The 26,352-nt window shown below is 69.4% G+C and carries 25 protein-coding genes; 18 read left to right on the forward strand and 7 right to left on the reverse strand.

The annotated features are described in order from the left end of the window. Positions 1–26: 26 nt before the first annotated feature. From FA743_RS13835 to FA743_RS13850, 4 genes are read right to left on the reverse strand one after another with little or no spacing between them, the layout of a single operon-like run. Positions 27–1,103, reverse strand: a complete 1,077-nt coding sequence (locus tag FA743_RS13835) for a BMP family ABC transporter substrate-binding protein (protein ID WP_136886695.1) — start codon at positions 1,101–1,103, stop codon at positions 27–29. 30 nt (positions 1,104–1,133) lie between these two features. After that, positions 1,134–2,024 (reverse strand): ABC transporter permease, encoded by an 891-nt coding sequence (locus FA743_RS13840; protein ID WP_136886696.1) that lies wholly within the window; start codon positions 2,022–2,024, stop codon positions 1,134–1,136. Next, positions 2,021–3,097: an ABC transporter permease gene (locus tag FA743_RS13845; RefSeq protein ID WP_136886697.1), complete on the reverse strand. Its 1,077-nt coding sequence runs from the start codon at positions 3,095–3,097 to the stop codon at positions 2,021–2,023. The genes FA743_RS13840 and FA743_RS13845 overlap by 4 nt, the downstream gene beginning before the upstream one ends. Beyond that, positions 3,094–4,614 (reverse strand): ABC transporter ATP-binding protein, encoded by a 1,521-nt coding sequence (locus FA743_RS13850; RefSeq protein ID WP_136886698.1) that lies wholly within the window; start codon positions 4,612–4,614, stop codon positions 3,094–3,096. Before FA743_RS13850 ends, FA743_RS13845 begins: the two co-directional genes overlap by 4 nt. Before the next feature lie 93 nt (positions 4,615–4,707). Here FA743_RS13850 and dnaE point away from each other — a divergent pair, with 93 nt between their 5' ends. The 18 genes from dnaE (at position 4,708) to folD (ending at position 24,313) form a co-directional block, all read left to right on the forward strand. Then, a complete protein-coding gene (gene dnaE, locus FA743_RS13855) occupies positions 4,708–8,193 on the forward strand; it encodes a DNA polymerase III subunit alpha (RefSeq protein ID WP_136886699.1) in 3,486 nt (1,161 codons plus the stop codon). Between the two features lie 162 nt (positions 8,194–8,355). Then, positions 8,356–8,865 (forward strand): crossover junction endodeoxyribonuclease RuvC, encoded by a 510-nt coding sequence (ruvC, locus tag FA743_RS13860; protein WP_136886700.1) that lies wholly within the window; start codon positions 8,356–8,358, stop codon positions 8,863–8,865. Then, complete coding sequence (ruvA, locus tag FA743_RS13865) at positions 8,862–9,566, forward strand: Holliday junction branch migration protein RuvA (RefSeq protein ID WP_136886701.1); 705 nt, start codon at positions 8,862–8,864, stop codon at positions 9,564–9,566. The genes ruvC and ruvA overlap by 4 nt, the downstream gene beginning before the upstream one ends. A 15-nt stretch (positions 9,567–9,581) precedes the next feature. Then, positions 9,582–10,529 carry a zinc metalloprotease HtpX gene (gene htpX, locus FA743_RS13870; protein WP_136886702.1) on the forward strand — a complete coding sequence of 316 codons (948 nt, stop codon included), beginning with the start codon at positions 9,582–9,584 and terminating at the stop codon, positions 10,527–10,529. Continuing rightward, complete coding sequence (gene ruvB / locus FA743_RS13875; RefSeq protein ID WP_136886703.1) at positions 10,526–11,557, forward strand: Holliday junction branch migration DNA helicase RuvB; 1,032 nt, start codon at positions 10,526–10,528, stop codon at positions 11,555–11,557. Before htpX ends, ruvB begins: the two co-directional genes overlap by 4 nt. A gap of 35 nt (positions 11,558–11,592) precedes the next feature. After that, a complete protein-coding gene (gene ybgC, locus FA743_RS13880; protein WP_136886704.1) occupies positions 11,593–11,985 on the forward strand; it encodes a tol-pal system-associated acyl-CoA thioesterase in 393 nt (130 codons plus the stop codon). Then, entirely contained in the window at positions 11,978–12,706 is a 729-nt protein-coding gene (locus FA743_RS13885; protein WP_246054967.1) for a sulfotransferase-like domain-containing protein, read from the forward strand. The genes ybgC and FA743_RS13885 overlap by 8 nt, the downstream gene beginning before the upstream one ends. Before the next feature lie 114 nt (positions 12,707–12,820). Then, entirely contained in the window at positions 12,821–13,513 is a 693-nt protein-coding gene (gene tolQ / locus FA743_RS13890; RefSeq protein ID WP_135312113.1) for a protein TolQ, read from the forward strand. Positions 13,514–13,517: 4 nt separating this feature from the next. After that, positions 13,518–13,982 (forward strand): protein TolR, encoded by a 465-nt coding sequence (tolR, locus tag FA743_RS13895; protein ID WP_136886705.1) that lies wholly within the window; start codon positions 13,518–13,520, stop codon positions 13,980–13,982. Positions 13,983–13,985: 3 nt separating this feature from the next. After that, the gene (locus FA743_RS13900; protein WP_136886706.1) at positions 13,986–16,100 is read left to right on the forward strand and encodes a hypothetical protein; all 2,115 of its coding nucleotides are present in this window, start codon (positions 13,986–13,988) and stop codon (positions 16,098–16,100) included. 59 nt (positions 16,101–16,159) lie between these two features. Next, the gene (gene tolB / locus FA743_RS13905) at positions 16,160–17,479 is read left to right on the forward strand and encodes a Tol-Pal system beta propeller repeat protein TolB (RefSeq protein ID WP_136886707.1); all 1,320 of its coding nucleotides are present in this window, start codon (positions 16,160–16,162) and stop codon (positions 17,477–17,479) included. 7 nt (positions 17,480–17,486) lie between these two features. Next, positions 17,487–18,200 carry a peptidoglycan-associated lipoprotein Pal gene (gene pal / locus FA743_RS13910; RefSeq protein WP_342774398.1) on the forward strand — a complete coding sequence of 238 codons (714 nt, stop codon included), beginning with the start codon at positions 17,487–17,489 and terminating at the stop codon, positions 18,198–18,200. Continuing rightward, entirely contained in the window at positions 18,200–19,108 is a 909-nt protein-coding gene (locus FA743_RS13915) for a tol-pal system YbgF family protein (protein WP_136886709.1), read from the forward strand. The genes pal and FA743_RS13915 overlap by 1 nt, the downstream gene beginning before the upstream one ends. After that, the gene (gene tilS, locus FA743_RS13920; protein WP_136886710.1) at positions 19,105–20,331 is read left to right on the forward strand and encodes a tRNA lysidine(34) synthetase TilS; all 1,227 of its coding nucleotides are present in this window, start codon (positions 19,105–19,107) and stop codon (positions 20,329–20,331) included. Before FA743_RS13915 ends, tilS begins: the two co-directional genes overlap by 4 nt. Before the next feature lie 57 nt (positions 20,332–20,388). Further along, positions 20,389–22,284 (forward strand): ATP-dependent zinc metalloprotease FtsH, encoded by a 1,896-nt coding sequence (ftsH, locus tag FA743_RS13925; RefSeq protein ID WP_136886711.1) that lies wholly within the window; start codon positions 20,389–20,391, stop codon positions 22,282–22,284. 349 nt (positions 22,285–22,633) lie between these two features. After that, complete coding sequence (locus FA743_RS13930; protein ID WP_136886712.1) at positions 22,634–23,092, forward strand: MarR family winged helix-turn-helix transcriptional regulator; 459 nt, start codon at positions 22,634–22,636, stop codon at positions 23,090–23,092. 46 nt (positions 23,093–23,138) lie between these two features. Continuing rightward, positions 23,139–23,441 carry a chorismate mutase gene (locus FA743_RS13935; RefSeq protein WP_136886713.1) on the forward strand — a complete coding sequence of 101 codons (303 nt, stop codon included), beginning with the start codon at positions 23,139–23,141 and terminating at the stop codon, positions 23,439–23,441. Continuing rightward, positions 23,438–24,313 (forward strand): bifunctional methylenetetrahydrofolate dehydrogenase/methenyltetrahydrofolate cyclohydrolase FolD, encoded by an 876-nt coding sequence (gene folD / locus FA743_RS13940; protein WP_136886714.1) that lies wholly within the window; start codon positions 23,438–23,440, stop codon positions 24,311–24,313. The genes FA743_RS13935 and folD overlap by 4 nt, the downstream gene beginning before the upstream one ends. Here the strand turns inward: folD and FA743_RS13945 are convergent. The 3 genes from FA743_RS13945 to FA743_RS13955 all read right to left on the reverse strand — a co-directional run bounded on the left by FA743_RS13945 (position 24,310) and on the right by FA743_RS13955 (position 26,315). Beyond that, on the reverse strand, positions 24,310–24,882 hold the full coding sequence (locus FA743_RS13945) for a hypothetical protein (RefSeq protein WP_136886715.1): 573 nt from the start codon (positions 24,880–24,882) through the stop codon (positions 24,310–24,312). The genes folD and FA743_RS13945 overlap by 4 nt on opposite strands. 101 nt (positions 24,883–24,983) lie before the next feature. Further along, positions 24,984–25,607 (reverse strand): CoA transferase subunit B, encoded by a 624-nt coding sequence (locus tag FA743_RS13950; protein ID WP_136886716.1) that lies wholly within the window; start codon positions 25,605–25,607, stop codon positions 24,984–24,986. A gap of 3 nt (positions 25,608–25,610) precedes the next feature. Beyond that, on the reverse strand, positions 25,611–26,315 hold the full coding sequence (locus FA743_RS13955; RefSeq protein WP_136886717.1) for a CoA transferase subunit A: 705 nt from the start codon (positions 26,313–26,315) through the stop codon (positions 25,611–25,613). Between the last annotated feature and the right edge of the window lie 37 nt (positions 26,316–26,352).

The following is a 26,352-nucleotide window of genomic DNA, read 5'->3' on the forward strand; positions in this document are numbered from 1 at the left end:
GGGGTCCGGGCCGGGGTCGGCCGGATCTATTGCGGGATCTGCGCCGTGATGCCCTCGACATAGAAGTTCATCGACTGCAGGTCATCGTCCGAGGCGGTCTCTCCCTCGGCCAGCCAGACCGAGCCGTCGGCCTTGTTCAGCGGGCCGGTGAAGGGGTGGTACTCGCCCGCGCCGATGGCGTCGCGCAGGGCCTCGGCCTCGGCCTTGACCTCGGCGGGGACGGCGTCGGTGATCTCGCCGATCACGACCTCGCCGTCACCGATCCCGGCCCAACTGGCGCCGCTTTCCCAGGTGCCGTCCAGCATCGCGCCGACGCGCTTGATGTAATAGGGCGACCATTCGTCGATGATCGAGGCCACGCGGGGGCTGGGCTTGAAGGCCGCCATGTCGCTGGCTTGGCCAAAGCCGATGGCGCCCGCCTGCTGCGCCTGTGCCAGCGGCGCGGTCGAGTCGGTGTGCTGCAAAATCACGTCCACGCCTTCGGCCAGCAGCGCCGAGGCGGCCTCGGCCTCTTTCGCGGGGTCGAACCAGCTATAGGCCCAGACCACGCGCATCTGCACGTCCGGGTTCACCTTGCGGGCATGGATGAAGCTGGAATTGATCCCCTGGATCACCTCGGGGATCGGGAAGGAGCCGATATAGCCGATGATGTCGGATTCGGTCATCCGGCCCGCGATGGTGCCGATCACGGCGCGGCCCTCGTAGAAGCGCGCGTCATAGGTGGCGACGTTGTCGGAGCGCTTGTAGCCGGTGGCATGTTCGAACTTCACGTCGGGAAACTTGGCCGCGACGTTCATCACCGGATCCATGAAGCCGAAGCTGGTGGCGAAGATGATGTCGTTCCCGGCCAGCGCCAGCTGGGTCAGGGCGCGTTCGGCGTCCGCCCCCTCGGGCACGCTTTCGATGAAGGTGGTCTCGACCCGGTCGCCGTATTCGGCCTCGATCGCCTGGCGGCCCAGATCGTGCTGATAGGTCCAGCCGCCGTCGCCCACCGGGCCCACATAGATGAAGCCGACCTTCAGCGGCTCGTCCTGCGCCAGGGCCGGGGCGGCCAGCGCCATGATCAGCGCCGAGGCGGTGGCCAGAAGTGTTCTGCGTTGCATGTTGTCCCTCTTGCGGTAATCGGCTGCGGTTCAGCGCAGCGCGTGGAAATTTGTGCCAAGCGATCCGGGCGATCCGCCGCCCGCGCGCCTGCTGTATTTCTGGCGGGCCGAGATGATGACCAGCACCAGGATCGTCGCCAGATAGGGTGCCATGGACAAGAGCTGCACCGGCACCGCGACGCCCGCCGCCTGCAGGCGCAGCTGCAGCACGGTGACCCCGCCGAAGAGCCATGCCCCCGCCAGCACGCCCGGCGCGGTCCATTTGGAAAAGACCACGATGGCCAGCGCGATCCAGCCCGCGCCCGCCGTCATGCCTTCCGTCCATTGCAGCACCGTGGCGATCGAGATGTAGGCCCCGCCGACCCCCGCCATGGCACCGCCGAAGGCGATGGCGGCGGTGCGGGTCAGCCGGACGTTGTAGCCGAGCGCATGGGCGGCCTCGTGGTTCTCGCCCACGCCGCGCAGGATCAGGCCCGCGCGGGACCGGTTCAGGAACGCCCAGATCAGCGGCACCATGATCAGCCCCAGCCAGACGATCCAGTTGATGCGCAGCGGGCCCGTGGGCATGGGCGGCGCCTTCACGCCCTCGAAGGGCTTGCCGAACATCGCGGCCAGGCCCAGCCCGAACAGGGTCAGCGCCAGCCCCGAGGCGACCTGGTTGGCCAGAAACAGCTGCGTCAGCCCCGCGAACAGCATCGAGATGACCGCCCCCGCCAAGGCCGCGACCAGGAACCCCAGGAACGGATTGCCGGTGGCATAGGCGGCGGCAAAACCGGCCAGCGCGCCGGTGATCATCATCCCCTCGACGCCCAGGTTCAGCACGCCCGCGCGCTCGGCCACCAGTTCGCCCAGGGCGGCGAACAGGATCGGCGTCGAGGCCGAGATCAGCAGCAGAAAGACGGACAGCGGATCGATCATCATGCGCGCAGCCTCCGCCGGATCCTGAACCGGGTCAGCACGTCGAAGCCCAGAAGGAAGAACAAGAGCATCCCCTGGAACACCTGCACGGTGGCGGCGGGCAGGGACATGGTCAGCTGCGCCAGCTCTCCGCCGATATAGGTCAGCGCCAGCAGCAGCCCGGCCAGCAGGATGCCCACCGGATGCAGCCGGCCCAGAAAGGCCACGATGATCGCGGTGAACCCGTAGCCCGTGCCCAGCTTGTCGGTGACCTGCCCGGCCGGGCCCGCGACCTCGAAGAGGCCCGCCGCCCCCGCCAGCGCCCCCGACAGGCCCAGGCAGAAGGCCACCAGCGTGGTGGGGCTGACGCCGGCGAAGCGCGCGGCGCGGGGCGCGGTGCCTGCGGCGCGGATGTGGAAGCCGCGGATATGGCGGCTCATCAGCACCCAGGTCGCCAGAACGGCCAGGGCGGCGGCGACCACGCCCCAATGCGCGCCGGTGCCCGCGATCAGCTCGGGATTCGCGGCCGACGGGTATTGCTGCAGGTTGCGCGAGCCGGGAAAGCCCATACCCTCGGGGTTGCGCATCGGCCCGAAGGCCATCCAGGCCGCAACGCGCTGCGCCACATAGACCAGCATCAGCGACACCAGAATTTCCGAGGCGCCGAACCAGTTCCGGAGCATCGCGGGGATCATGCCCCAGGCCCAGCCCCCGGCCAGCCCCGCCAGCACCATCAGCGGGAACAGCCACCAGGCCTCCAGCGGATAGAGCGCCAGCGCCACGGCGGCGCCGGTGAGGGCGCCGATGATGTACTGCCCCTCGGCCCCGATGTTCCAGATGCCGGCGCGAAAGCCGATCGCCAGCCCCGACGCAATCAGGATCAGGGGGGCCGCCTTGATCAGCAGCTGCGGGCGCGAATAGGAGGCGGCGGGCCCGAACAGCGGGTCCCAGAAGATCGTGCGGATCGCCGCCACCGGGTCATAGCCCATGATCGCGAACAGCAGCCCGCCCGTGACCATCGTGGCCAGCACGGCCATCACCGGCGTGGCGATCTGCCAGCCGTTCGAGGCGGTTTGCCGGGGCACCAGCAGGATCATGGGCGGGCCTCTTCCATGCCATGCGCGCCGCCCAGCATCAGGCCGATGCGGTCCAGCGTCAGGCCTTCGGTGGGGACGGGGGGCGACAGCCGCCCTTCGTTCAGGGCGCAGAAGCGGTCGGACAGTTCCAAGAGCTCGTCCAGATCCTGGCTGATGACGATGACGCCCGCGCCCTGGCGCGCCAGATCCAGCAGCGACTGGCGGACGGCAGCCGCGGCGCCCGCATCCACGCCCCAGGTCGGCTGGTTGACGACCAGCACGCGGGGGTCCTGCATCACCTCGCGCCCGATCACGAATTTCTGCAGATTGCCCCCCGACAGCGCGCGGGCGGGCACATGCGGCCCCGGGGTGCGCACGTCGAAGCCCTGGATGACGGCCAGCGCATAGTCGCGCGCGGCACCGTGGTCGATCATCCCGCGCCGCACCAGCCCCTTGCGGGCGCCGGCAGTCAGCAGGGTGTTTTCGGTCAGGCTGAAATCGGGCACCGCGGCATGGCCAAGCCGGTCCTCGGGCGCGGTCAGCAGGCCCGCCACGCGGCGCGGCTCGGGGCCCTGGGCGGAGAGGTCGGTGCCCTCCAGCACGACGCTGCCCGGTGCGCTGCGCACCTCGCCCGAGAGGGCGGCCAGCAGCTCCTCCTGCCCGTTGCCCGCGACGCCGCCGATGCCCAGGATCTCGCCCGCGCGCAGGGTCAGCGCGACATCCTTCAACGCCGTCCCTTCGGCATTCGGGGCGGGCTGGCTGAGGGCGGTGACCTGCAACAGAACCTCGCCCGCCTGACGGCCCGAGCGGTCGATGACGCGCATCTGCCCACCGACCATCATCGCCGCCAGATCGCGGGCGGAATGGGCGCGGGGGTCGCAGCTGTCCACGACCTTTCCATGGCGCAGGATCGTGGCGCGGTCGCAATGGGCGCGGATCTCGTCCAGCTTGTGACTGATGTACAGGATCGCGGTGCCGCCCGCCGCCAGCTTGCGCAGCGTGGCGAACAGCAGCTCGGCCTCTTGCGGGGTCAGCACCGATGTCGGCTCGTCCATGATCAGCAGGCGCGGATCCTGCAGCAGGCAGCGGATGATCTCGACCCGCTGGCGCTCGCCCGCCGACAGGGTGACGATGCGCCGCGCCGGGTTCAGGGGCAGGCCGAAGTCGTGGCTGACCTTGGTGATCCGCGCCGACAGCTCGCGCCGGGGGGGCGGGCTCTCCATGCCAAGCGCGATGTTCTCGGCCACGGTCAGCGCGTCGAACAGGCTGAAATGCTGGAACACCATGGCCACGCCCGCCGCACGGGCGGCGCGGGGATCGGCGGGCGCATGGAGGCTGCCCGCCAGCCACATCTGCCCGTCATCGGGACGCACGAGGCCATAGATCATCTTGACCAGCGTGGACTTGCCCGCGCCGTTCTCGCCCAGCAGGGCGTGGATCTCTCCGGCGCGGACGGAAAAGGACACGTCGTCATTGGCGCGCACGCCGGGATAGGACTTGCCGATCCCTTCGGCACGAAAGACGGCGATGTCGGTCAAGTCTGTCCCCTCGTGCGGCGCCCTGCCTGATTGGACGCAAATTGCGGCCCGCGCAATTGCGCTGTGCGGTCAGGCTGCGATACAGATCCCCTTATGGCCGCAAAATCCCCCCGATTCATCCATCTTCGCACACATTCCGAGCATTCTTTGCTGGAAGGTGCCATTCCGATAGGCAAATTGCCCGGACTTGCCGCAGATGCGGGCATGCCGGCGGTCGCGCTGACCGACACGAACAACATGTTCGCGGCCCTGGAATTCAGCGTGAAGGCCCGCGACAAGGGCATCCAGCCAATCGTCGGCTGTCAGGTGACCCTGGCCGCCGAGGCCACCGGCCCGGTCGTCCTGCTGGCGCAGGATCAGGCGGGCTGGCTGAACCTGATGGCGCTGTCCTCGTGCCTCTATCTGCGCGAGGGGGGCGCGCTGCCGCATGTCACGCTGGACGAGCTGTGTGCCCGGTCCGAGGGGCTGATCTGCCTGACCGGCGGGGCGACGGGGCCCCTGGGCCAGCTGGTCGCGCAGGGGCAGGGGCCCAAGGCCGAGGCCCTGGCCGACCGGCTGGCGAACGCCTTCCCGACGCGCCTCTATGTGGAGCTGCAGCGCCATCCGGGCGAGACCGGCCAGCTGATGGCCGCCGAGGCCGCCTCGGAGGCCGGACTGATCGCGCTGGCCTATGCGCGCGACCTGCCGCTCGTGGCCACGAACGATGTCTATTTCCCGAAATCCACCATGTACGAGGCGCATGACGCGCTGATCTGCATCGCGGAAAAGGCCTATGTCGACCAGTCCCAGCCCCGCCGCCGCCTGACGCCCGCGCATTACTTCAAGTCGCCCGAGGAAATGGCGATGCTGTTCGCCGATCTGCCCGAGGCGATCGAGAACACCGTCGAGATCGCCCGCCGCTGCGCCTTCGCGGTCGCCCGCCACGCCCCGATCCTGCCCAAGTTCGCCAATGACGAGGTGGCCGAGCTGCGCCGCCAGGCCCATGCCGGTCTGGCCGAGCGGTTGAAGGTCATCCCCCATTCGGTCACCCCCGAGGACTATACCGCACGGCTGGAGTTCGAGCTGGGCATCATCGAGCAGATGGGGTTTCCCGGCTATTTCCTGATCGTGGCCGATTTCATCCATTGGGCCAAGGAGCAGGGCATCCCGGTGGGACCCGGGCGCGGCTCGGGGGCCGGCAGCCTCGTGGCCTATGCGCTGACCATCACCGATCTGGACCCGCTGCGCTACAACCTGCTGTTCGAGCGGTTCCTGAACCCCGAACGGGTCAGCATGCCCGACTTCGACATCGACTTCTGCATGGACCGGCGCGAGGAGGTCATCCGCTATGTGCAGGGCAAGTACGGGGCCGACAAGGTGGGCCAGATCATCACCTTCGGCGCGCTGCTGTCCAAGGCCGCCGTCCGCGACGTGGGCCGGGTGCTGCAACTGCCCTTCGGCCAGGTCGACCGCCTGTCCAAGATGATCCCGGTCGAGGGGGTGAAGCCCGTCAGCATCGCCAAGGCCCGCGCCGACGAGCCGCGCCTGCGCGAGGCCGCCCGCGAAGAGGTCGTGGGCCGTCTGCTGGATTATGCCGAACAGCTGGAGGGGCTCTATCGCAACGCCTCGACCCATGCGGCGGGGGTGGTGATCGGCGACCGGCCGCTGGATCAGCTGGTGCCGCTCTATCGCGATCCGGCCTCCGACATGCCGGCGACGCAGTTCAACATGAAATGGGTGGAACAGGCCGGTCTGGTCAAGTTCGACTTCCTGGGGCTGAAGACGCTGACGGTGATCCAGAACGCCGTGGACCTGATCAACGGGGCAGGGCGCCCGCTGCATGTCGCCGCCGACGGGCGGCAGTTGTACGACCCGACGCCGGGCACCGAAAACCAGATCAACCTGATCCCGCTGGATGACAAGGCCAGCTACGATCTGTTCGCCTCGGCCCGCACGGTGGCGGTGTTCCAGGTGGAATCCTCGGGCATGATGGACGCGCTGCGCCGCATGAAGCCCACCTGCATCGAGGATATCGTGGCCCTCGTGGCGCTGTATCGCCCCGGTCCGATGGAGAACATCCCGACCTATTGCGAGGTCAAGAACGGGTTGCGCGATCTGGAATCCATCCATCCCTCGATCGACGATATCCTCGCGGAAACGCAGGGCATCATCGTCTATCAGGAACAGGTGATGCAGATCGCGCAGGTCATGGCGGGCTATTCGCTGGGCGGCGCCGATCTGCTGCGCCGGGCGATGGGCAAGAAGATCGCCGCCGAGATGGCCAAGGAACGCCCCAAATTCGTCACCGGCGCGGTGGCCAACGGCGTGCCCGACAAGAAGGCCGGCGAGGTCTTCGACCTGCTGGAGAAATTCGCCAATTACGGCTTCAACAAGTCCCACGCGGCGGCCTATGCCGTGGTCAGCTACCAGACCGCCTGGCTCAAGGCCAACCACCCGGTCGAGTTCATGGCCGCCGTGATGAACTGCGACATCCACCTCACCGACAAGCTGGCCGTCTACAAACGCGAATGCGACCGCATGGGCATCGAGATGGTGCCGCCCTGCGTGAACCGCTCGGCCCCCACCTTCACCACCGGGCCGGGCCGCATCCACTACGCCCTGGGCGCGCTGAAGGGCGTGGGCCTCGAGGCGATGCGCCTGATCCATGACGCGCGCCGCGCGGGCGAGGGGGGCGATCGGCCCTTCCGCGACCTCCACGACCTCGCCCGCCGCGTCGACATGAAGCGCGTGGGCAAGCGCCCGCTGGAAATGCTGGCCCGCGCCGGGGCCTTCGACATCCTCGACGACAACCGCGCCCGGGTGATGAAGTCGCTGGACGCGCTGGTCGCGTGGTCGGCAGCGGTGCAGGACCAGGCGGCCTCCAGCCAGACCTCGCTGTTCGGCGGGGGCGAGGATCTGCCGCCGCCCCGCCCGGCGCTGGCGGGCATCTGGCTGCCCACCGAGAAGCTGGCCGAGGAACACAAGGCCATCGGCTTCTACCTCTCTGGCCATCCGCTGGACGACTACCTGCCCGCATTGCGCCGCAAGAAGGTCCAGACCCTGGCCGAGATCAGCCAGGACGCGCTGCAGGGCCCGCTGGTCGCCCAGATCGCCGGCACCGTGGCGGCCCGGATGGAGCGGAAATCGGCCAAGGGCACGGCCTATGCCTTCGTCAGCCTGTCCGATCCGACCGGGCTCTACGAGGTCACCGTCTTCTCGGACCTGCTGACCGCCTCCCGCGACCGGCTGGAGCCGGGGCAGAACGTCGTGCTGCAGGTCAAGGTCGAACCCTCGGGCGACCAGATCAAGATGCTGGCCAATTCCATCACCGCGCTCGAGGATGCCGTGGCCGATGCCGGCGCGGGCTGCCTCGCGGTCGAGATGCAGGGCGCCGACACCATCCCGCGCCTGGTCGAGGTGCTGACCCGCATCCGCACCGACATCGTCGTGCCGCCCCGCTCGCGCGGCCCGATCCGCCTGCGCCTGCGCGAGGGCGACGACCTGATCGAGATCGAGGTCGCGGGCGACGCCCCCCTGACCACCCCCGCCCGCCAGGCCCTGCGTGCCGTCCCGGGCGTGCTGGATGTCCTCGAGGAGTGATCCCTTTCATCTTGGTTGAAATATCCCACGGGGGTCGCCGGCAGGTCACGCCACTGGTTCAAGGACCAGCCGGCGACGGGGTGTGAAACCCCCGGCCTTGCGGCATCCCCCCTAGGCAGATGTTCGCCCTTCGTGCTAACCCTTGGAAAAAATGAGGGCAGCATGAAGGTCTTGGGCATCGATCCCGGTTTGCGGAACATGGGCTGGGGGGTGATCGAGGTCGATGGCTCCCGCCTCCGCCACGTGGCCAATGGCACGATCCATTCGGACGGCGCCCAGGATCTGGGATCGCGCCTGTCGGTGCTGTTCCGCGGCCTCTGCGCGGTCATCGCCACCCATGCCCCCGACGAGGCGGCGGTCGAGCAGACCTTCGTGAACAAGGACGCGACCGGCACGCTGAAACTGGGTCAGGCGCGCGGCGTGGCCCTGCTGGCCCCGGCCGAGGCCGGAATCTCGGTCGGCGAATATGCCCCCAATGCGGTCAAGAAGACCGTGGTGGGCGTGGGCCATGCCGCCAAGGAACAGGTGCAGCACATGGTCCGCATCCAGCTGCCGGGCGTGATCTTCGACAGCCCGGACGCGGCGGACGCGCTGGCCATCGCCATCTGCCATTCGCGCCACCTGCAGGGCCGGACCCTGCGCGTGGCCAGCCCCAAGCGGGGCGCGGCATGATCGGGCGCATCGCCGGCGTCATCCTGCACCGGGCGCGCGATCAGGTGCTGATCGATGTGCGGGGCGTGGGCTACATCATCCATGTCAGCGAGCGCACGGCGGCGGGCCTGCCCCCGGTGGGGCAGGCGGCGGCGCTCTATACCGAGCTGCTGGTGCGCGAGGACCTGCTGCAGCTCTTCGGCTTTCCGACCATGCTGGAGAAGGAATGGCACCGGCTGCTGACCTCGGTGCAGGGGGTGGGGGCCAAGGTCTCGCTGGCGATCCTCAGCACGCTCGGGCCCGAGGGGCTGGGCCGCGCGATCGCGCTCGGGGACTGGGCCTCGGTCAGGAAGGCCAACGGGGTGGGGCCGAAACTGGCGCAGCGGATCGTGCTGGAACTCAAGGACAAGGCGCCCTCGGTCATGGCGCTTGGCGGCGCGCTGACGGTCGATGCGGGCGCGCTGATGGGGCAGGGCGCGGATGTACCGGGCATCGAGCCCGCCCCCATGGCAGCCCCGGCGCCGGGCGCCGATGCGGCCCCGGCCCCCGCCGCTGCGCATCCCGGTCAGGCGATGGCCGATGCGCTGTCGGCGCTGACCAATCTGGGCTATGGTCCCTCCGAGGCTGCCAGCGCCGTGGCCGAGGCGCAGGCGCGGGAACCGGCGGCGCCCATGCCCGCGTTGATCCGCGCGGCGCTGCGCCTTCTGGCGCCCAAGGACTGAATCGGAGGTCGGAAGATGGCAGGAAACGTCAAGGTCTTCATGCTGATGGCGGCGCTGACGGCGCTGGTGATGGCATTGGGCTGGATGCTGGGCGGTGCGGGCGGCGCGATGATCGCGCTGGTGATTGCGGGCGGCATGAACTTCTTCAGTTACTGGAACAGCGACAAGATGGTCCTGCGCCAGCAGGGCGCGGTGGAACTGGCGCCGGGGCAGGCGGGCGAGCTGTACGAGATGACCGCCGAGCTGGCCCGCCGCGCCGAGCTGCCGATGCCCAAGCTGTACCTGCTGCCGACCGAGCAGCCCAACGCCTTCGCCACCGGACGCAACCCCCAGAATGCCGCCGTGGCGGTGACGCAGGGTCTGGTCTCGGCGCTGAGCCGGGACGAGATCGCGGGCGTCATCGCGCATGAGCTGGCCCATATCAAGCATCGCGACACGCTGACCATGACCATCACGGCCACGATGGCGGGGGCCATCGCGATGATGGGCAACATGATGCTGTTCGCCGGGGGCCGCGAGGGACGCGGCGGCATGATCGGCAGCATCATTGCGATGATCGTGGCGCCGATGGCCGCGATGATGGTGCAGATGGCGATCTCGCGCGCCCGCGAATACGAGGCCGATGCGACCGGCGCCGCGATCTGCGGCCAGCCGCGCGCCTTGGCGCAGGCGCTGCAGCGGATCGCGGCGGCAGCGGGGCGCACCGTGAACGTTCCGGCCGAGAAGAACCCGGCGGCGGCCTCGATGTTCATCATCAACCCGCTGCACGCTTTGCGCGCCGACCGGATGTTCTCGACCCATCCCCCGACCGAGGAACGCATCGCCCGGCTGATGGCGATGGAGGGCGAGGCGGGCTTCGCGCCCGCCGCCGCCCCCTCCGCCGGCGCCACGGCCAGCCGCATCCCCCGCTCCGGTGCCCGCGCGCCCGGCCGTGCCCCCCGGGCCCCCTGGGGTCGCGGATGAGCGCATCCGACCCCGTCCTGCGTCCCGCTCCGCTGGAGGGCGATGCCGAGGACCGGGCCCTGCGCCCGCAGAACCTGTCGGAATTCGTGGGTCAGGCCGAGGCCCGCGCGAACCTCAAGGTTTTCATCGAAAGCGCCAAGATGCGTGGCAAGGCGATGGACCACACGCTGTTCTTCGGGCCTCCGGGCCTGGGCAAGACCACGCTGGCGCAGATCATGGCGCGCGAGCTGGGGGTGAACTTCCGCATGACCTCGGGGCCGGTCATCGCGCGGGCGGGCGATCTGGCGGCGATCCTGACGAACCTCGAATCGCGCGACGTGCTGTTCATCGACGAGATCCACCGCATGAACCCGGCGGTCGAGGAGATCCTCTATCCCGCGATGGAGGATTTCGAGCTGGATCTGGTGATCGGCGACGGCCCGGCCGCCCGCACGGTGCGGATCGAGCTGCAGCCCTTCACGCTGGTCGGCGCCACGACGCGGCTCGGCCTGCTGACCACGCCGCTGCGCGACCGCTTCGGCATTCCGACCCGGCTGGAATTCTACCAGATCCCCGAACTGGACCTGATCGTGCAGCGCGGCGCCCGGCTGATGGGCATCAGCGCCGATCCCGAAGGCACGATGGAGATCGCCCGCCGCGCCCGGGGCACGCCCCGCATCGCGGGCCGCCTGCTGCGCCGGGTCATCGACTTTGCGCTGGTCGAGGGCAACGGACGGCTGACCCGCGAGATCGCCGATATCGCGCTGAACCGGCTTGGCGTGGACGACCTGGGCCTGGATGGGGCCGACCGCCGCTATCTGACCCTGATGGCACAGCATTACGCCGGCGGGCCGGTGGGGGTCGAGACCCTGTCCGCCGCCCTCTCGGAAAGCCGCGACGCGATCGAGGAGGTGATCGAGCCCTATCTGCTGCAGCAGGGCCTGATCGCACGCACCCCGCGCGGACGGCAGTTGGCCTCGCGCGCCTGGCGGCATCTGGGGCTGGACATGCCGGTGGCGGCGGGACAGGCCAGCCTCTTCGACGGCTGATTGCACGGCGCGCAAAACCGCCCTAGCGTGGTGCCATGAGCCATGACCTGACCCTGCGCGTCTATTATGAAGACACCGATCTTGCCGGCATCGTCTATTATGCCAACTATCTGAAATATATCGAGCGCGGGCGGTCGGAATGGCTGCGCGCGCTTGGCATCGACCAGCAGGCGATGCATCGCGACAGCGGCCACGTCTTTGCCGTGCGCCGGATCGAGGCCGATTACCTGCGCCCCGCCCGCTTCGACGATCTGCTGACCGTCAGCACCGAGCTGGCGCAGGCCAGCCCGGCACGGCTGCGGGTGGACCAGCAGGTGCAGCGCGACGGCCAGCTGCTGTTCGCGGCCCGCGTGACCATCGCCTGCCTGGACCGGCAGGGACGGGCGGTCAGGCTGCCCGCGGTGCTGCGGACGGCCATCGATGGCTGAGCGGCGCATCGCCATGTGGTCGGGGCCGCGCAACCTGTCCACCGCGATGATGCGCAGCTTTGCCGCCCGGGGCGACTGCGCCTGCGTGGACGAGCCCTTCTACGCGCATTACCTGCTGCAGACCGGGCTGCCCCATCCGATGCGCGACGCGGTGATCGCCAGCCAGCCCGCCCGCTGGCAGGACGTGCTGGCCGCGCTGACCGTCGCGCCGCTGGACCACTCGGTTCAGTATCAGAAACACATGGTCCAGCACATGCTGCCCGGCATGGACCTGGGCTGGACGGCGGGGCTGACCAATGTCTTCCTGATCCGCGATCCCGACCGGGTCGTGGCCTCGTTCTCGGCCAAGCGGGGCCTGCCCGATCCGGCCGAGCTGGGCTTCGCGCGGCAATGGCAGATGTGGCAGGACATGGCGGCGCGGGGCCCCGCCCCGGTCGTCATCGACAGCGCCGACATCCGCCGCGATCCGGCCCGCGCCCTGCAGGCGCTCTGCGCGGCCATCGACCTGCCTTGGACCCCTGCCATGCTGGCCTGGCCTGCCGGCGCGCAGCCCTGCGACGGGGTCTGGGGGGCGGTCTGGTACGATGCCGTCAACCGCTCGACCGGCTTTGGCGGCCCCGAGGGTCCGCCCCCGCGACTGGAGCCGGCGCTGGCCGCGCTTGCGGCGCGGCTGCGTCCGTCCTACGAGGCGATTGCGTCCCACCGCCTGCGCATTGCGTAAAAGTGACGCCATTGTGTTGCCTTAGGGGATGAAACCTGCCTTGGGAACGCGATAAAAGGCGGCAATGCCGGGTTGCGGGATCGCCGTCCGGCCCATGTTGATGAGGCAGTGAAGATGGAACCCATTCAGGCCGCCGAGGCCATCGATTTTTCTGCCGTGGCGCTGTTCTGGCGCTCGTCGCTGACGGTGCAGGTGGTGATGGTCATGCTGATCGTCGCCTCGTTCTGGTCCTGGGCGATCATCGTGCAGAAGTTCCTGACCTTCGCGCAGGCCCGGCAGGAGGCGTCCAAGTTCGACCGCGCCTTCTGGTCGGGCGAGCCGCTGGACGATCTCTACGACCGCTTGGGCGACCGGCCCAAGGGCGCGTCCGAACGCATCTTCGGCGCCGGGATGACCGAATGGCGCCGCAGCCATCGCGATGACGGGCGGCTGATCCCCGGCGGCATCAGCCGCATCGACCGCGCCATGAACGTGGCCATCCAGCGCGAGGAACAGCGCCTGTTTAGGGGCCTGTCCTTCCTGGCGACCGTGGGCTCGACCGCGCCCTTCATCGGCCTCTTCGGCACGGTCTGGGGCATCAAGACCGCCTTCGAGGGGATCGCCCTGACCCAGGACACCAGCCTGGCCGTCGTGGCCCCGGGCATCGCCGAAGCGCTGCTGGCCACCGCCCTGGGCCTGGTCGCCGCCATCCCGGCGGTCGTCTTCTACAACAAGCTGTCGGGCGATGCCGAGCGCATCACCGGCGGATGGGAGGCGTTCTCGGACGAATTCTCGACGCTGCTGTCGCGCCAGATGGACGAGGGCTGAGGCGATGGCATCCTCGGTCGTCAAGCGGGCCAGCCGCAAGGGACGTCGGCGCAACATGCCGATGTCCGAGATCAACGTCACGCCCTTCGTGGACGTGATGCTGGTGCTGCTGATCATCTTCATGGTGGCCGCGCCGCTGATGACGGCGGGCGTGCCATTGAACCTGCCCGAGACCGCCGCCAGCGCCGTGCCCACCGAACAGGAGGAGCCGCTGGTCATCGCCGTGCCCGCCGAGGGTTCGATGCAGGTCATGGACCAGCCGGTGTCCGACGACCAGATGGTCACCGCCCTGCGCACAGCCCTGGCGGACCGCAGCACCGCCCGCGTGTTCCTGCGCGCCGACGGCACCATCCCCTATAGCCGCGTGGTGCAGATCATGGGCGCGCTGAACGCGGCGGGCATCACCGACATCGTGCTGGTCACCGAGACCGGCGGACCGCGCATGGACGCGGCCGGGACGGGCAACTAGGCCATGGAGGACCGCGAGGGGCGCATCGGCTATTGGGTCTCGGGGGTGGCGCACGGGTCGCTGATCCTCTGGGCGATCCTGGGCGGCGCGCTGTTCCGGCCCCAGCCCGACCATCCGGTGCGCACGACGCAGGTCTCGACCGTCAGCGGCGCCGAGTTCGAGGCGATGGCTGCCGCCGCACGCGGGGCAGGGCCGGTGGGCGCCGAGGCGACCGCGGTGGCCAGCCTGCCAGATCCGGTGGACCCCGACGAGGACGGGGCCGCACGCCCCGTCGATGCCGCGCCCCCGCAGACGGGCCAGGCCGAGGCGCTGCCGGCGCCCGATGCCGCCGAGGCGCAGCCCGACCTGAGCGATTTCGCGCCCACGATGCCCGTCGACGTGGCGACCGACCTGCCCGCGCCAAGCGCCAACCAGACCGCCGGGGCCGAGGCGCCTCCCGCGATGCCCGACACCCCCACAGCACCTCTGGCCGAGGCCCAGCCCACGCAGCCTGCCCAGCCTGCCGCGCCCATGGCGGACGCCCCGGCGGTGCCGGTCGCGCCGCGATCCGTCCTGGCGCTGGACGCCTCGCCCCGCCCGCAGGACCGGCCCGCCGGTCTGGTCGAGGCCTTCAACCGCCGCGTGGCGCAGGCCGAGGCCGAGCAGCAGGCGGCTTTGGTGGCGGAACGTGAGGCCGCCGAGGCGCAGCAGCAGGCCGCCGAAGCCGCACGGCAGCAGGCCGCCAATGCCGCCGCCGAGGCCGAACGTCAGGCCGCTGCTGACGCCGCCGCTGCCGCCGCGGCGGAGCAGGAACTGGCCGCCGAGCGTGAGGCTGCGGCAGAAGCTGAACGCCAAGCTGCCGCCGAGGCGGAGGCCGACGCGGCGCGCCAAGCAGCAGCGGAGGCGGAAGCACAGGCCGAGCGCCAGGCCGCCGCCGATGCGGCAGCGGCTGCCGAGGCCGAACAGCAGGCTGCCGCCGAGGCGGCAGCACAGGCCGCTGCCGACGCCGCGCGCCAGGCTGCAGCGGATGCCGCTGAAGAGGAACGTCAGGCAGCGGCAGAGGCGGAGCGTCAGGCCGCCGCCGACGCGGAAGCGGAGCGCCTTGCCGCCGCAGAGGCAGCAGCCGAAGCCGAACGTCAGGCTGCCGTCGACGCGGAAGCGGAAGCGGAGCGGCTTGCCGCTGCGGAAGCTGCGGCCGAGGCAGAGCGTCAGGCTGCGGAGGCTGCCGAAGCCGAGGCGGAACGTCAGGCGGCAGCCGAGGCCGCCGCTGAAGCCGAACGCCAGGCTGCTGCGGAAGCTGAGGCCGAGGCAGAGCGCCAAGCAGCAGCCGCCGAAGCGGAACGTCAGGCAGAGGCCGAACGCCAAGCTGCGGCTGCCGAGGCGGAGCGTCAGGCAGAAGCCGCGCGCCAAGCGGCAGCTGCCGAAGCGGAACGCCAAGCAGAAGCCGCGCGCCAGGCCGCCGCCGACGCGGAACGTCAGGCCGCCGCCGAAGCTGCTGCGCGGGCCGAGGCCGACCGGCAGGCGCTGGAGGATGCGCTGCGCGAGGCGCAGTCGGGCGGCGGGGGGCAGGACACGGCCTCGACCGGTCAGACCCCGGGCGGCGAGACGCAGACGATCGAGGGGGGCAGCGGCGCTTCGGCGGGGCTCGATCCGCTGGCCGCCGCGCTGGCGGGGGCGATGGCCGGGACCGGCGCCTCGGCGGATCCCGCGAACGATCCCTCGGGCCCGCCTGCGGACATGATGCGCCTGACCCCGGGCCCGATCGATCAGATCCAAACCACGCCGCTGGCCGATCCGGGGGCGGGGCTGCCGATGGGCGATCCGCTGACCCTGTCGGAGCGCGACGGGCTGCGCTTTGCCATCCAGAACTGCTGGAACATGGGCGCGCTGTCGGTCGAGGCCTCGCAGATGACCGTCTCGGTCGGCTTCACGCTGTCGCCCGACGGCCAGCCCGACCAGGACAGCCTGCGCCTTGCCGGCTTTCAGGGCGGCAGCGAGACCGCCGCCCAGCAGGCCTTCGAGGTCGCGCGTCGCGCCATCCTGATGTGCGGGCGTGCAGGCTTCGATCTGCCGGCCTCGAAATACGGGCGCTGGCGCGATGTCGTGGTCGATTTCCGGCCCGGCGGCGTCACGTTCTGAGAGCACGCTTGCGGCGGGCGGCCTTTCGCCCGCTGCCGATGAAAGGTAATGACCACGCCATGTTCCGACCCTCGATCCTTGCTTCCGCCCTCGCCCTGGCCGCAGCCCTGCTGCCGGCCGGACCCCTGCTGGCGCAGGACGCGCCGCTGCGCATCGAGATCACCGACGGCGTGATCGAGCCGATGACCATCGCCATTCCCGCCTTCCACGGCGATGCCGAGATCGCCGCCCGCGTCCGCGCGGTGGTGGCCGAGGATCTGACCGGCACCGGCCTTTTCCGCGAGATCCCCGCCGAGGCGCAGGTCGCGCGGCCCGGCAGCTTTGCCGAGGCGGTCAGCTACGAGGACTGGCGCGCGGTCGACGCACAGGCGCTGGTCTCGGCCGAGGTGCGGCAGATGGGCGAGAACATCAGCGTGCGGTTCCGGCTGTTCGATGTGGTCTCGGGGCAGCCGCAAGGCGACGGGATGCAGTTCGACGCCCGCGCCAGCGACTGGCGCCGCGCCGCGCACAAGATCGCCGACCAGATCTATGCCCGGCTGACCGGCGAGAAGCCCTATTTCGACAGCCGCGTGGCCTTCGTGCAGGAAACCGGCCCCAAGAACGCCCGCATAAAGCGGATCGGGGTGATGGATTACGACGGCGCCAACATCCTGTGGATGACCGACAGCTCGTCTTTGGTGCTGGCGCCCAAGTTCTCGCCGGACGGGCGGCGGCTGCTGTACACCAGCTATGACAGCGGCTTTCCGCAGATCCAGCTGATGGACGTGGCCAGCGTCAGCGCCCGGCCCCTGACGCAGGACGCCTCGACCATGGCCTTCGCGCCGACCTTCAGCCCGGACGGGCGGTGGGTGGCCTATTCGCGCGAGCAGGGCGGCAATACCGACATCTGGCTGATGGACGTGGCGACCGGAGCGCAGCGGCCGCTGACCAATTCGCCCGCCATCGACACCTCGCCCGGCTTCAGCCCGGACGGGCAGCGCGTGGTCTTCGAAAGCGACCGCTCGGGGACGCCGCAGCTGTACATCATGGGGCTGGACGGGGCGGAACCCGTGCGCATCAGCTTTGGCGAGGGGCGCTATGGCACCCCCGCCTGGTCGCCCAAGGGCGACATGGTGGCCTTCACCAAGCAGATCGGCGACCGATTCCATATCGGGGTGATGCGCACCGACGGCTCGTCCGAGCAGATGCTGACCGAATCCTTCCTGGACGAGGGGCCGACCTGGGCGCCCAATGGCCGCGTGGTGATGTTCACGCGTGTCACCCCGGGCGGAAACGGCCAGCCCCGGCTGCATTCGGTGGACATCACCGGGCGCAACATGCGACCGATGAATCTGGACTTTGCCGCCTCGGACCCGTCCTGGGGACCCCTGATGCCATGAGGATGACATGATGAACGCCGCCCCGACATCCGCCAAGACATCCGCCCTGCTGGCTGCCCTTCTGGCTCTGGCGGGTTGTGCCCAGCCCGCGCCGCCCGTGGCGGCCCCCGTCACCGATCCCTATGCCAGCACCGGCAGCGGGGCGGTGTTCCAGGGCGATCTGGCCGGCGGCGTCCTGGGCGCGCAGGCGACCACGCAGTATTTCCAGAGCGCGATCGGCGACACCGTGCGTTTTCCCGCCGACCAGACGACCCTGACGGCGGAGGCGCGAGAGATCCTGGCCCGGCAGGCCGGCTGGCTGTCCCAGCATGCGGGCTTCACCGCCGTCGTGCAGGGCCATGCCGAGGAAACCGGCACGCGCGAATATAACCTGGCTTTGGGTGCCCGCCGGGCCAGCGCGGTGCAGGAATATCTGGTGGCGCAGGGCGTGGCCCCCGACCGCATCCGCACCCTGTCCTTCGGCAAGGAACGCCCCGCCGCCACCTGTTCGGACGAGGGCTGCTATGCGCAGAACCGCCGCGTGGTGACGGTGGTGACAGAAGCCGCGCCCGCGGCCCCGATGGTGGTCTCTGCCGCGCCGCAAGCTGGTGGGGCGCAGACCGGCATCACCCAGACTGCCGCACCCCAAGCCATCGCGCCTCAATCCACCGCACCCCAATCCAACGCACCCCAATCCGCCACGCCCCGGATGGGGACGAGCCCGACCGGGATCGGCATGTGATGCGGCTGGCATCGGCCCTGATCCTGGCCTTGGCGCTGCCCTTCGGGGCCTTGGCGCAGGCGGCGCCCGATGCGGCGACGCTGGCCGACATGCGCCAGCAGGTGACCGAGTTGCGCGGCCAGTTGCAATCGCTGCGCGCCGAGCTGGTCGCCTCGGGCGCCGCCGGGTTCCAGGCGGCGGGCGGGGCCGGGGCCATCGACCGCATGAACGCGATGGAGGCGCAGCTGATGCGCCTGACCAACCAGACCGAACAGCTGCAGAACCGCGTCAACCGCATTGCCGGCGATGGCGAGCGGCGGCTGGCCGATCTGGAATTCCGCCTCTGCGAGGTCGATCCCGCCTGCGATCTGAGCGCGCTGACGGTGCCGCAGGCGCCGACCGGGATGACGCCGGAACTGGCGCCCTCGCAGCCCGCGGCGGATGGGGGCGGCGGGCCTGCCGCGACCGCCGCCGAGCGGTCCGATTTCGACGCCGCCAGTGCGGTGATGGCCAGCGGCGATCATGCCCGTGCGGCGCAGATGTTCGCCGATGTGGCCGAGACCCATGCGGGCGGTCCGCTGACCGCCGAGGCGCTGTTCCTGCGCGGCCAGGCGCTGGACATGGCCGGCCAGCCGCGCGAGGCCGCCACCGCCTGGCTGGAGGGCTTCGCCGCCGATCCCGACGGCGTGCTGGCGGGCGACAGCCTGCTGGGCATCGCCCGGGTGATCGAGGGGCAGGGCGAGGCCACCGCCGCCTGCCTCTATCTGGCCGAGATCCCGGCCCGCTTTCCCGGCAGCCCGCAGGCGCTGGAGGCCGAACAGCAGGTGACCCGGCTTGGCTGCGGCATCACCGATCTGGGCGCGCTGGACCCGCTGCTGGATCCCACGCTGGACCCCGAGGCGGCCGCCGATCTGGCCGAACACCAGTGACGGGCGACCCCGCCGGCCGCATCCTGGCCGCGCTGGACCGGCTGGCCGGAGATCTTCCGGCCCTGGGACTTGCGGTCTCGGGCGGAGGCGATTCGATCGCGATGATGCATGTGGCCGCCGAATGGGCGCGGGGCCGGCGGCTGATGGTGGCCACGGTCGATCACGGCCTGCGCGAGGGCAGCGCCGAGGAGGCCGACGAGGTCGCCCGCGCCGCCCGCGCCCTGGGCCTGCCCCATGCCATCCTGCTGTGGCGCCGCGACACGCAGCAAGGCAACCTGATGGCCCAGGCCCGCGACGCGCGGCTGCGGCTGCTGTCGGGCTGGGCACAGCGCAACGAGCTGCCCGCCGTGGCGCTTGGCCACACCGCCAACGACCTGGCCGAGACGCTGGTCATGCGGCTGGCGCGGGGCTCGGGGATCGACGGGCTGGCGGCCATGGCCGAATGGCGCGACGCCTTCGGGATGCGCTGGCTGCGCCCGATGCTGGGCGCGGGCCGGGCCGATCTGCGCGACTGGCTGAGTGCACGCGGCATCGGCTGGATCGACGATCCCACCAACGACAATGCCGATTACGACCGCGTGCGCGCCCGGCAGGCCATCGCCTCGCTCGGGCTGGACGTGTCGGGGCTGGCGCGGTCCGCCGGGCATATCGGCGATGCCCGCGACGCACTGTCCGCCTATGCCGCGCTGGTCTCGAAAGAGGCCGAGGCCGAGCGGGGCAGCCTGACCCTGTCGCGCGCCGCCCTGCGCGAGGCCCCGCCCGAGATCCGCCGCCGCATCCTGGTCGCCGCCTGCCGGTGGGTCACCGGGGGCGACTATCCGCCGCGCCGCGCGACCCTGCTGCACGCGCTGGAGGCGGTGATGGCGCAGGGGCGGGTGACCTTGGACGGGGCGATGATCTCTCCGACCGCGACCGGGTTGCGGGTCACGCGCGAGGCCGCCGCCGCGCAGCGTGCCGGGGCCACGACCGACAAAATCTGGGACCGCCGCTGGACGATCGGCGGTCTGGCGCCCGGCCAGCATGTCGCGGCGCTTGGCTTCGACGCGCTGTCGCGGCTGCCTTGGCGTGATTCGGGGCTCTTGCGCGACGAGGCGGCGGCCAGCCCCGCGATCTGGCAGGGCGAGGCGCTGGTGGCCCCTTTGCTGCTGCGCGAAGCGGCGGCCTGGACGATTCGGCCCCTGCGGGGCGCGGCAGATTTCCGCAGGCTGGTGAAGGCGCATTGAACCTGCGCGAATAATCCCTATTTTCTGTTCAAACCATATTCCGCCGGAGGACCCTTTTTGGGCAATGCACGCAACTTCGCCTTCTGGGTGGTACTGTTCCTGATGATCCTGGCCCTGTTCAACCTGTTCAGCGACGGGTCGAACACCATGAACAGCCGCCAGATCAGCTATTCCGACTTCATCCAGCGCGTGCAGAACGATCAGGTCACCGCCGTGACGATCGACGGCGAGGATGTCGCGATCACCGGCGTCGACGGCCAGCAATTCGCCACCGTCCGCCCGATGGGCGAGGATATCAGCGACCGGCTGATCCAGCAGGGCGTGGATGTGCGGGTCGTCAAGCAGCAGAGCAGCGGCTTCATGTCGATGCTGGGCGTGTGGCTGCCCTTCATCCTGCTGATCGGGGTCTGGATCTTCTTCATGAACCGCATGCAGGGCGGTGGCAAAGGCGGGGCGATGGGCTTTGGCAAGTCCAAGGCAAAGCTCTTGACCGAAAAGCATGGCCGCGTGACCTTCGACGACGTGGCCGGCATCGATGAGGCCAAGGAAGAGCTGGAAGAGATCGTCGAATTCCTGCGCAACCCGCAGAAGTTCAGCCGCTTGGGCGGCAAGATCCCCAAAGGCGCGCTGCTGGTCGGCCCTCCGGGCACCGGCAAGACGCTCTTGGCCCGTGCCATCGCGGGCGAGGCGGGCGTGCCCTTCTTCACCATCTCGGGGTCCGATTTCGTCGAGATGTTCGTTGGCGTCGGCGCCAGCCGCGTGCGCGACATGTTCGAGCAGGCCAAGAAATCCGCCCCCTGCATCCTCTTCATCGACGAGATCGATGCGGTGGGCCGGGCGCGCGGCGTGGGCATCGGTGGCGGCAATGACGAGCGCGAGCAGACCCTGAACCAGCTTCTGGTCGAGATGGACGGGTTCGAGGCCAATGAAGGCATCATCATCATCGCCGCGACTAACCGCAAGGACGTGCTGGACCCCGCGCTGCTGCGCCCGGGCCGCTTCGACCGCCAGATTCACGTGCCCAACCCCGACATCAAGGGCCGTGAGAAGATTCTCTCCGTCCACTCGCGCAAGGTCCCGGTCGGCCCCGATGTGGACCTGCGCCTGATCGCGCGCGGCACGCCGGGCTTCTCGGGCGCCGACCTGATGAACCTGGTGAACGAGGCGGCGCTGACCGCTGCCCGCATCGGTCGCCGCTTCGTCAGCATGGCCGATTTCGAAAGCGCCAAGGACAAGGTGATGCTGGGGGTCGAACGCCGCAGTCTCGTGCTGACGCCCGAGCAGAAGGAAAAGACCGCCTATCACGAGGCAGGTCATGCCGTCGTCGGCCTGTCGCTGCCCAAATGCGATCCGGTCTACAAGGCGACGATCATCCCGCGCGGCGGGGCCTTGGGCATGGTCGTCAGCCTGCCCGAGATGGACCGCTTGAACTTCCACAAGGACGAGGCCAAGCAGAAGATCACCATGACCATGGCCGGCAAGGCTGCCGAGATCATCAAGTACGGTGAGGAAGGCGTCTCGAACGGCCCCGCGGGCGACATCCAGCAGGCCAGCGCGCTGGCCCGGGCGATGGTCATGCGGTGGGGAATGTCCGACAAGGTCGGCGCGGTGGACTACGCCGAGGCGCATGAGGGCTACAATGGCAGCACCGGCGGCTTCTCGGTCTCGGCGGCGACCAAGGAGCTGATCGAGCAGGAGGTCCGCGACCTGATCGAGGAGGGCTATCAGGAAGCCTATCGAATCCTCATCGAGAAAGAGGTCGAATTCGAGCGCATGGCCCGGGGCCTGCTGGAATACGAGACCCTGACCGGCGAGGAAATCGCCCGCATCCTGCGCGGTGACGCGCTGGACGGCGGCGATGACGACACGCCGCCCAGCCTGATCCCGGCGGTCACGGCGATCCCCAAGACGGGTGCCGCGCCGAGCCCCGGCGGAGATCCCGCCCCGGCCTGAGAAAAAAATCACTGTCTGACAAAGGGAACCCCGGCCTGCGGCCGGGGTTCTTTTGCATATGGCCCCGGGCTTTTCAGCAGGACATCCTGTCTCGGGACCTGTTCAGGCCGTTGGCTGCCATATCCCGCGCAACTTTGTCCCTGCTCGGGGAAGTGATCGTTTTGTTCCGAGTCATTGTTTTCAAAGAAAATTCATCGGGCCTTTGCCCGGCGCAGCGGCGGGCCATGCCGCGCGCTAACATAGACTAAATGGTCCTGATTTTACGTGGAAGTTTCCTGTGCGATACAATATTGCAGACAATGCAACATCGGCCAGTCAGCCTGGCAGCGACCCATTCCGGAACGACCCCATGCCCCAGCAGCCTGCGATGCACGATTCTTCACCTTTTGATTGCACCCTGTGCTTCGAGATCTACGCCGCCAATCTGGCATTTGGTCGCATCTACAAGCCGCTGCTGGATCCCCTGGGCCTGACCTATCCGCAGTTTCTGGTCATGATGACGCTCTGGTCCGGGGATGGCCTCAGCGTTGGCGCGATCGGCGATCAGCTGGGTCTGGACAGCAGCACCCTGACGCCCCTGATCAAGCGGCTCGAGGGGGCCGAACTGGTCACCCGTCGCCGCGATTCGCGCGATGAACGCCGGGTGATCGTTTCGTTGACCGAAAAGGGCGCCCAGCTTGAGGGTCAGTCGGATCAGGTGCTGGCCAGCATCCGCGACGCGACCGGCCTCAGCGCCCGTGAGGCGGAAAAGCTTCACGACTCGATGCGGCAATTGCGCACCCGTCTGGCCGGGGCCCCGCTGGCCTAGGCACGGGGTTGCGATTTCCGTCCTCCCGGTGCATGGGACGGGAACGATGACACGGATCCAGGACATACCCGACATGGCCACCCTGCGCGTCGAGATCGACGCGCTGGATGCCCGGCTGATGGCGCTGATGGCCGAACGCCATGCGCTGATCGACCGTGCCGCGCAGATCAAGTCCGGAAACGGGATGCCCGCCCGGATCGACGCCCGGGTCGAGGAGGTCGTGGCCAATGTCCGCGCCCATGCCCAGGGCCATGGCTTGGATCCCGACCTCTACGACCGGATCTGGCGCCTGCTGATCGAGGCGGCCATCGCCCAGGAAGAGCGCCAGTTGCACAAGGATCGCCCATGACTGCCCAGATCATCGACGGCACGGCCTTCGCGGCCCGGCTGCGCGCCCGCATCGCCGCCCATGTGGCAAAGCTGGCGACTCAGGGCATCACCCCGGGCCTGGCCGTGGTCCTTCTGGGCGAGGACCCCGCCAGCCAGGTCTATGTCCGCTCCAAGGGCCGCATGACGCGCGAGGTCGGCATGGCCTCCTTCGAACATCGCCTGCCCGCCGACACGCCGCAGGACGCGCTGCTGGCGCTGATCGCGCAGCTGAATGCCGATCCGGCGGTGAACGGGATCCTGGTGCAGTTGCCTCTGCCCGCGGGCCTGGACGAGGCGGCGGTCATCAATGCGATCGCGCCCGAGAAGGACGTCGACGGCTTCCACATCCTCAATGTCGGCCGTCTGGCGACCGGACAGAAGGCGATGGTGCCCTGCACGCCGCTTGGCTGCCTGATGCTGCTGCGCGACCATCTGGGCAGCCTGGCGGGCCTCAACGCGGTGGTGATCGGGCGCAGCAACATCGTCGGCAAGCCGATGGCCCAGCTGCTGCTGCGCGACAGCGCGACGGTGACCATCGCGCATTCGCGCACGTCGGACCTGCCCGATCTCTGCCGCCGCGCCGACATCCTGGTGGCCGCCGTGGGACGCCCGAACTTCGTCACCGGAGACTGGATCCGCCCGGGCGCCACGGTGATCGACGTGGGCATCAACCGCACCGAGGCCGGGCTGGTGGGCGATGTCGATCGCGCCTCGGCCCTGCAGGTCGCGGGCGCCCTGACCCCGGTGCCGGGCGGCGTCGGGCCGATGACCATCGCCTGCCTTCTGGCCAATACCCTGACCGCCACGGCCCGCGCGAACGGTCTGCCCGATCCCGAGGGCCTGACCCCCTAGCTCGCCATCCGCGCCGCCAGCCGCAGCGCATGCGCGGGCTGGGTCGTGGCCACCGGCAGCACCGGATCATAGGCCGCCCGGATCACCCCCGCCAGCGCTGCCGAGGGCGCGATCTCGGTCGCGAAGGTCAGCATGGACTGCATCGTCACCCGCTCCGCCAGCCCCCCCGGATGGGCGCCTCCCAAGGCTCCACCCATGTTCAGGAACATCAGGCAGGCGCGGATCCCGCCCTCGGGGTCAAAGCGGAACAGCCGGTAATGATCCGCCCCCTCCCGCGCCAGCCGCTCGGGCAGGCCGGGCACCCCGGTCAGCCGGTCCAGATCCGGCACGCCCTCCAGCTCGGCCCAGTCCTGCACGAAGAACAGCATCAGATTGGCGCCCATCTCGGGATCGGTCTCGGCGAGGGGATGGCGCGCATGGGCATAGCCCGCCCGCAACGCTCCGCGAAAGACGTCCAAGCTCTCCTCGGCCAGCCCGAAGATCACCGGCGCCACCGGACGCCCCCACCGGGCACAGAGAAACCTGCCATCAGAGCTCGTGAACATCGCCTCGATCGCCGCTGCATCCATCCGCCTGCCCTTTCATCTTGGCACAAATATCCTAGGGGGAGTCGTCGGAACGACGACGGGGGGCAAGGCCCCCCGCCGACCCCATCCTCATGGCGCGTTCCTCAGACCAGCGTGGCCTCGGTCGCCGCGCGCAATTCGTCCTCGGTGACGCCCTCGGCCAGCTCCACGATCCTCAGGCCCCCCGGCACCACGTCCAGCACACCCAGATTGGTGATGATCCGGTCGACAACCGCCTTGCCCGTCAGGGGCAGGGTGCATTCGCGCAGGATCTTCGACTCGCCTGCCTTGTTGGTGTGGTCCATGACCACGATCACCCGGCCGACGCCCGCGACCAGATCCATCGCGCCGCCCATGCCCTTGACCAGCTTGCCGGGGATCATCCAGTTGGCCAGATCGCCGTTCTCGGCCACCTCCATGGCGCCCAGGATCGCGGCGGCGATCTTGCCGCCCCGGATCATCCCGAAGCTGGTGGCGCTGTCGAAATACGAGGTGCGGGACAGTTCGGTGATGGTCTGCTTGCCGGCATTGATCAGGTCGGGATCCTCGTCGCCCTCATAGGGGAAGGGGCCCATGCCCAGCATGCCGTTTTCCGACTGCAGCGTGATGTCCTTGTCGCCGACATAATTGGCCACCAGCGTCGGGATGCCGATGCCAAGGTTCACGTACCAGCCGTCTTCAAGTTCCTCGGCCGCGCGGGCGGCCATCTGGTTGCGGTCCCAGGGCATGGTTCAGGCCTCCTCACGCGGGCGGGTGGTGACTTTCTCGATGCGCTTCTCCTGCACCCCTTGGACGATCCGGTGCACATAGATGCCGGGCAGGTGGATCATGTCGGGGTCGAGGCTGCCGCGCGGGACGATCTCCTCGACCTCGGCCACGCAGACCCGGCCGCACATCGCCGCTGGAGGGTTGAAGTTGCGCGCCGTCTTGCGGAACACCAGGTTGCCGGTGTCGTCGGCTTTCCAGGCCTTCACGATAGACAGGTCGGCCACGATTCCGCGCTCCAGGATGTAATCCTGGCCGTCGAAATTCTTGACCTCCTTGCCCTCGGCGATGACGGTGCCGACGCCGGTCTTGGTGTAGAAGCCGGGGATGCCGCTGCCGCCGGCGCGCATGCGCTCGGCCAGGGTGCCTTGGGGGTTGAACTCCAGCTCCAGCTCGCCCGACAGGTACTGGCGCATGAATTCGGCGTTCTCGCCGACATAGCTGCTCAGCATCTTGCGGATCTGGCGCGTGTCCAGCAGCTTGCCCAGACCGAACCCATCCACGCCGCAATTGTTGCTGGCGATGGTCAGATCCTTCACGCCGCTCTCGACCAGCGCATCGATCAGCAGCTCGGGGATGCCGCAGAGGCCGAACCCTCCTGCCGCGATGAACATCCCGTCCTGCAAGAGCCCCTCCAGGGCCTCGCCCGCCGTTCCATAGACCTTCTTCATCGGTCCTCCCGTCCCTCGGATCACTCTGTCGGCCCAA

The sequence above is a fragment of the Paracoccus gahaiensis genome (genome assembly GCF_005048225.1).
Lineage (GTDB): Bacteria > Pseudomonadota > Alphaproteobacteria > Rhodobacterales > Rhodobacteraceae > Paracoccus > Paracoccus gahaiensis.

Coding starts and splice junctions, on each gene's coding strand:
- FA743_RS13835 (WP_136886695.1), bottom strand. CDS start 1,103: ATGCAACGCAGAACACTTCTGGCCACCGCCTCGGCGCTGATCATGGCG.
- FA743_RS13840 (WP_136886696.1), bottom strand. CDS start 2,024: ATGATGATCGATCCGCTGTCCGTCTTTCTGCTGCTGATCTCGGCCTCG.
- FA743_RS13845 (WP_136886697.1), bottom strand. CDS start 3,097: ATGATCCTGCTGGTGCCCCGGCAAACCGCCTCGAACGGCTGGCAGATC.
- dnaE (WP_136886699.1), top strand. CDS start 4,708: ATGGCCGCAAAATCCCCCCGATTCATCCATCTTCGCACACATTCCGAG.
- ruvC (WP_136886700.1), top strand. CDS start 8,356: ATGAAGGTCTTGGGCATCGATCCCGGTTTGCGGAACATGGGCTGGGGG.
- ruvA (WP_136886701.1), top strand. CDS start 8,862: ATGATCGGGCGCATCGCCGGCGTCATCCTGCACCGGGCGCGCGATCAG.
- htpX (WP_136886702.1), top strand. CDS start 9,582: ATGGCAGGAAACGTCAAGGTCTTCATGCTGATGGCGGCGCTGACGGCG.
- ruvB (WP_136886703.1), top strand. CDS start 10,526: ATGAGCGCATCCGACCCCGTCCTGCGTCCCGCTCCGCTGGAGGGCGAT.
- ybgC (WP_136886704.1), top strand. CDS start 11,593: ATGAGCCATGACCTGACCCTGCGCGTCTATTATGAAGACACCGATCTT.
- FA743_RS13885 (WP_246054967.1), top strand. CDS start 11,978: ATGGCTGAGCGGCGCATCGCCATGTGGTCGGGGCCGCGCAACCTGTCC.
- tolQ (WP_135312113.1), top strand. CDS start 12,821: ATGGAACCCATTCAGGCCGCCGAGGCCATCGATTTTTCTGCCGTGGCG.
- tolR (WP_136886705.1), top strand. CDS start 13,518: ATGGCATCCTCGGTCGTCAAGCGGGCCAGCCGCAAGGGACGTCGGCGC.
- FA743_RS13900 (WP_136886706.1), top strand. CDS start 13,986: ATGGAGGACCGCGAGGGGCGCATCGGCTATTGGGTCTCGGGGGTGGCG.
- tolB (WP_136886707.1), top strand. CDS start 16,160: ATGTTCCGACCCTCGATCCTTGCTTCCGCCCTCGCCCTGGCCGCAGCC.
- pal (WP_342774398.1), top strand. CDS start 17,487: ATGATGAACGCCGCCCCGACATCCGCCAAGACATCCGCCCTGCTGGCT.
- FA743_RS13915 (WP_136886709.1), top strand. CDS start 18,200: ATGCGGCTGGCATCGGCCCTGATCCTGGCCTTGGCGCTGCCCTTCGGG.
- FA743_RS13930 (WP_136886712.1), top strand. CDS start 22,634: ATGCCCCAGCAGCCTGCGATGCACGATTCTTCACCTTTTGATTGCACC.
- FA743_RS13935 (WP_136886713.1), top strand. CDS start 23,139: ATGACACGGATCCAGGACATACCCGACATGGCCACCCTGCGCGTCGAG.
- folD (WP_136886714.1), top strand. CDS start 23,438: ATGACTGCCCAGATCATCGACGGCACGGCCTTCGCGGCCCGGCTGCGC.
- FA743_RS13945 (WP_136886715.1), bottom strand. CDS start 24,882: ATGGATGCAGCGGCGATCGAGGCGATGTTCACGAGCTCTGATGGCAGG.
- FA743_RS13950 (WP_136886716.1), bottom strand. CDS start 25,607: ATGCCCTGGGACCGCAACCAGATGGCCGCCCGCGCGGCCGAGGAACTT.
- FA743_RS13955 (WP_136886717.1), bottom strand. CDS start 26,315: ATGAAGAAGGTCTATGGAACGGCGGGCGAGGCCCTGGAGGGGCTCTTG.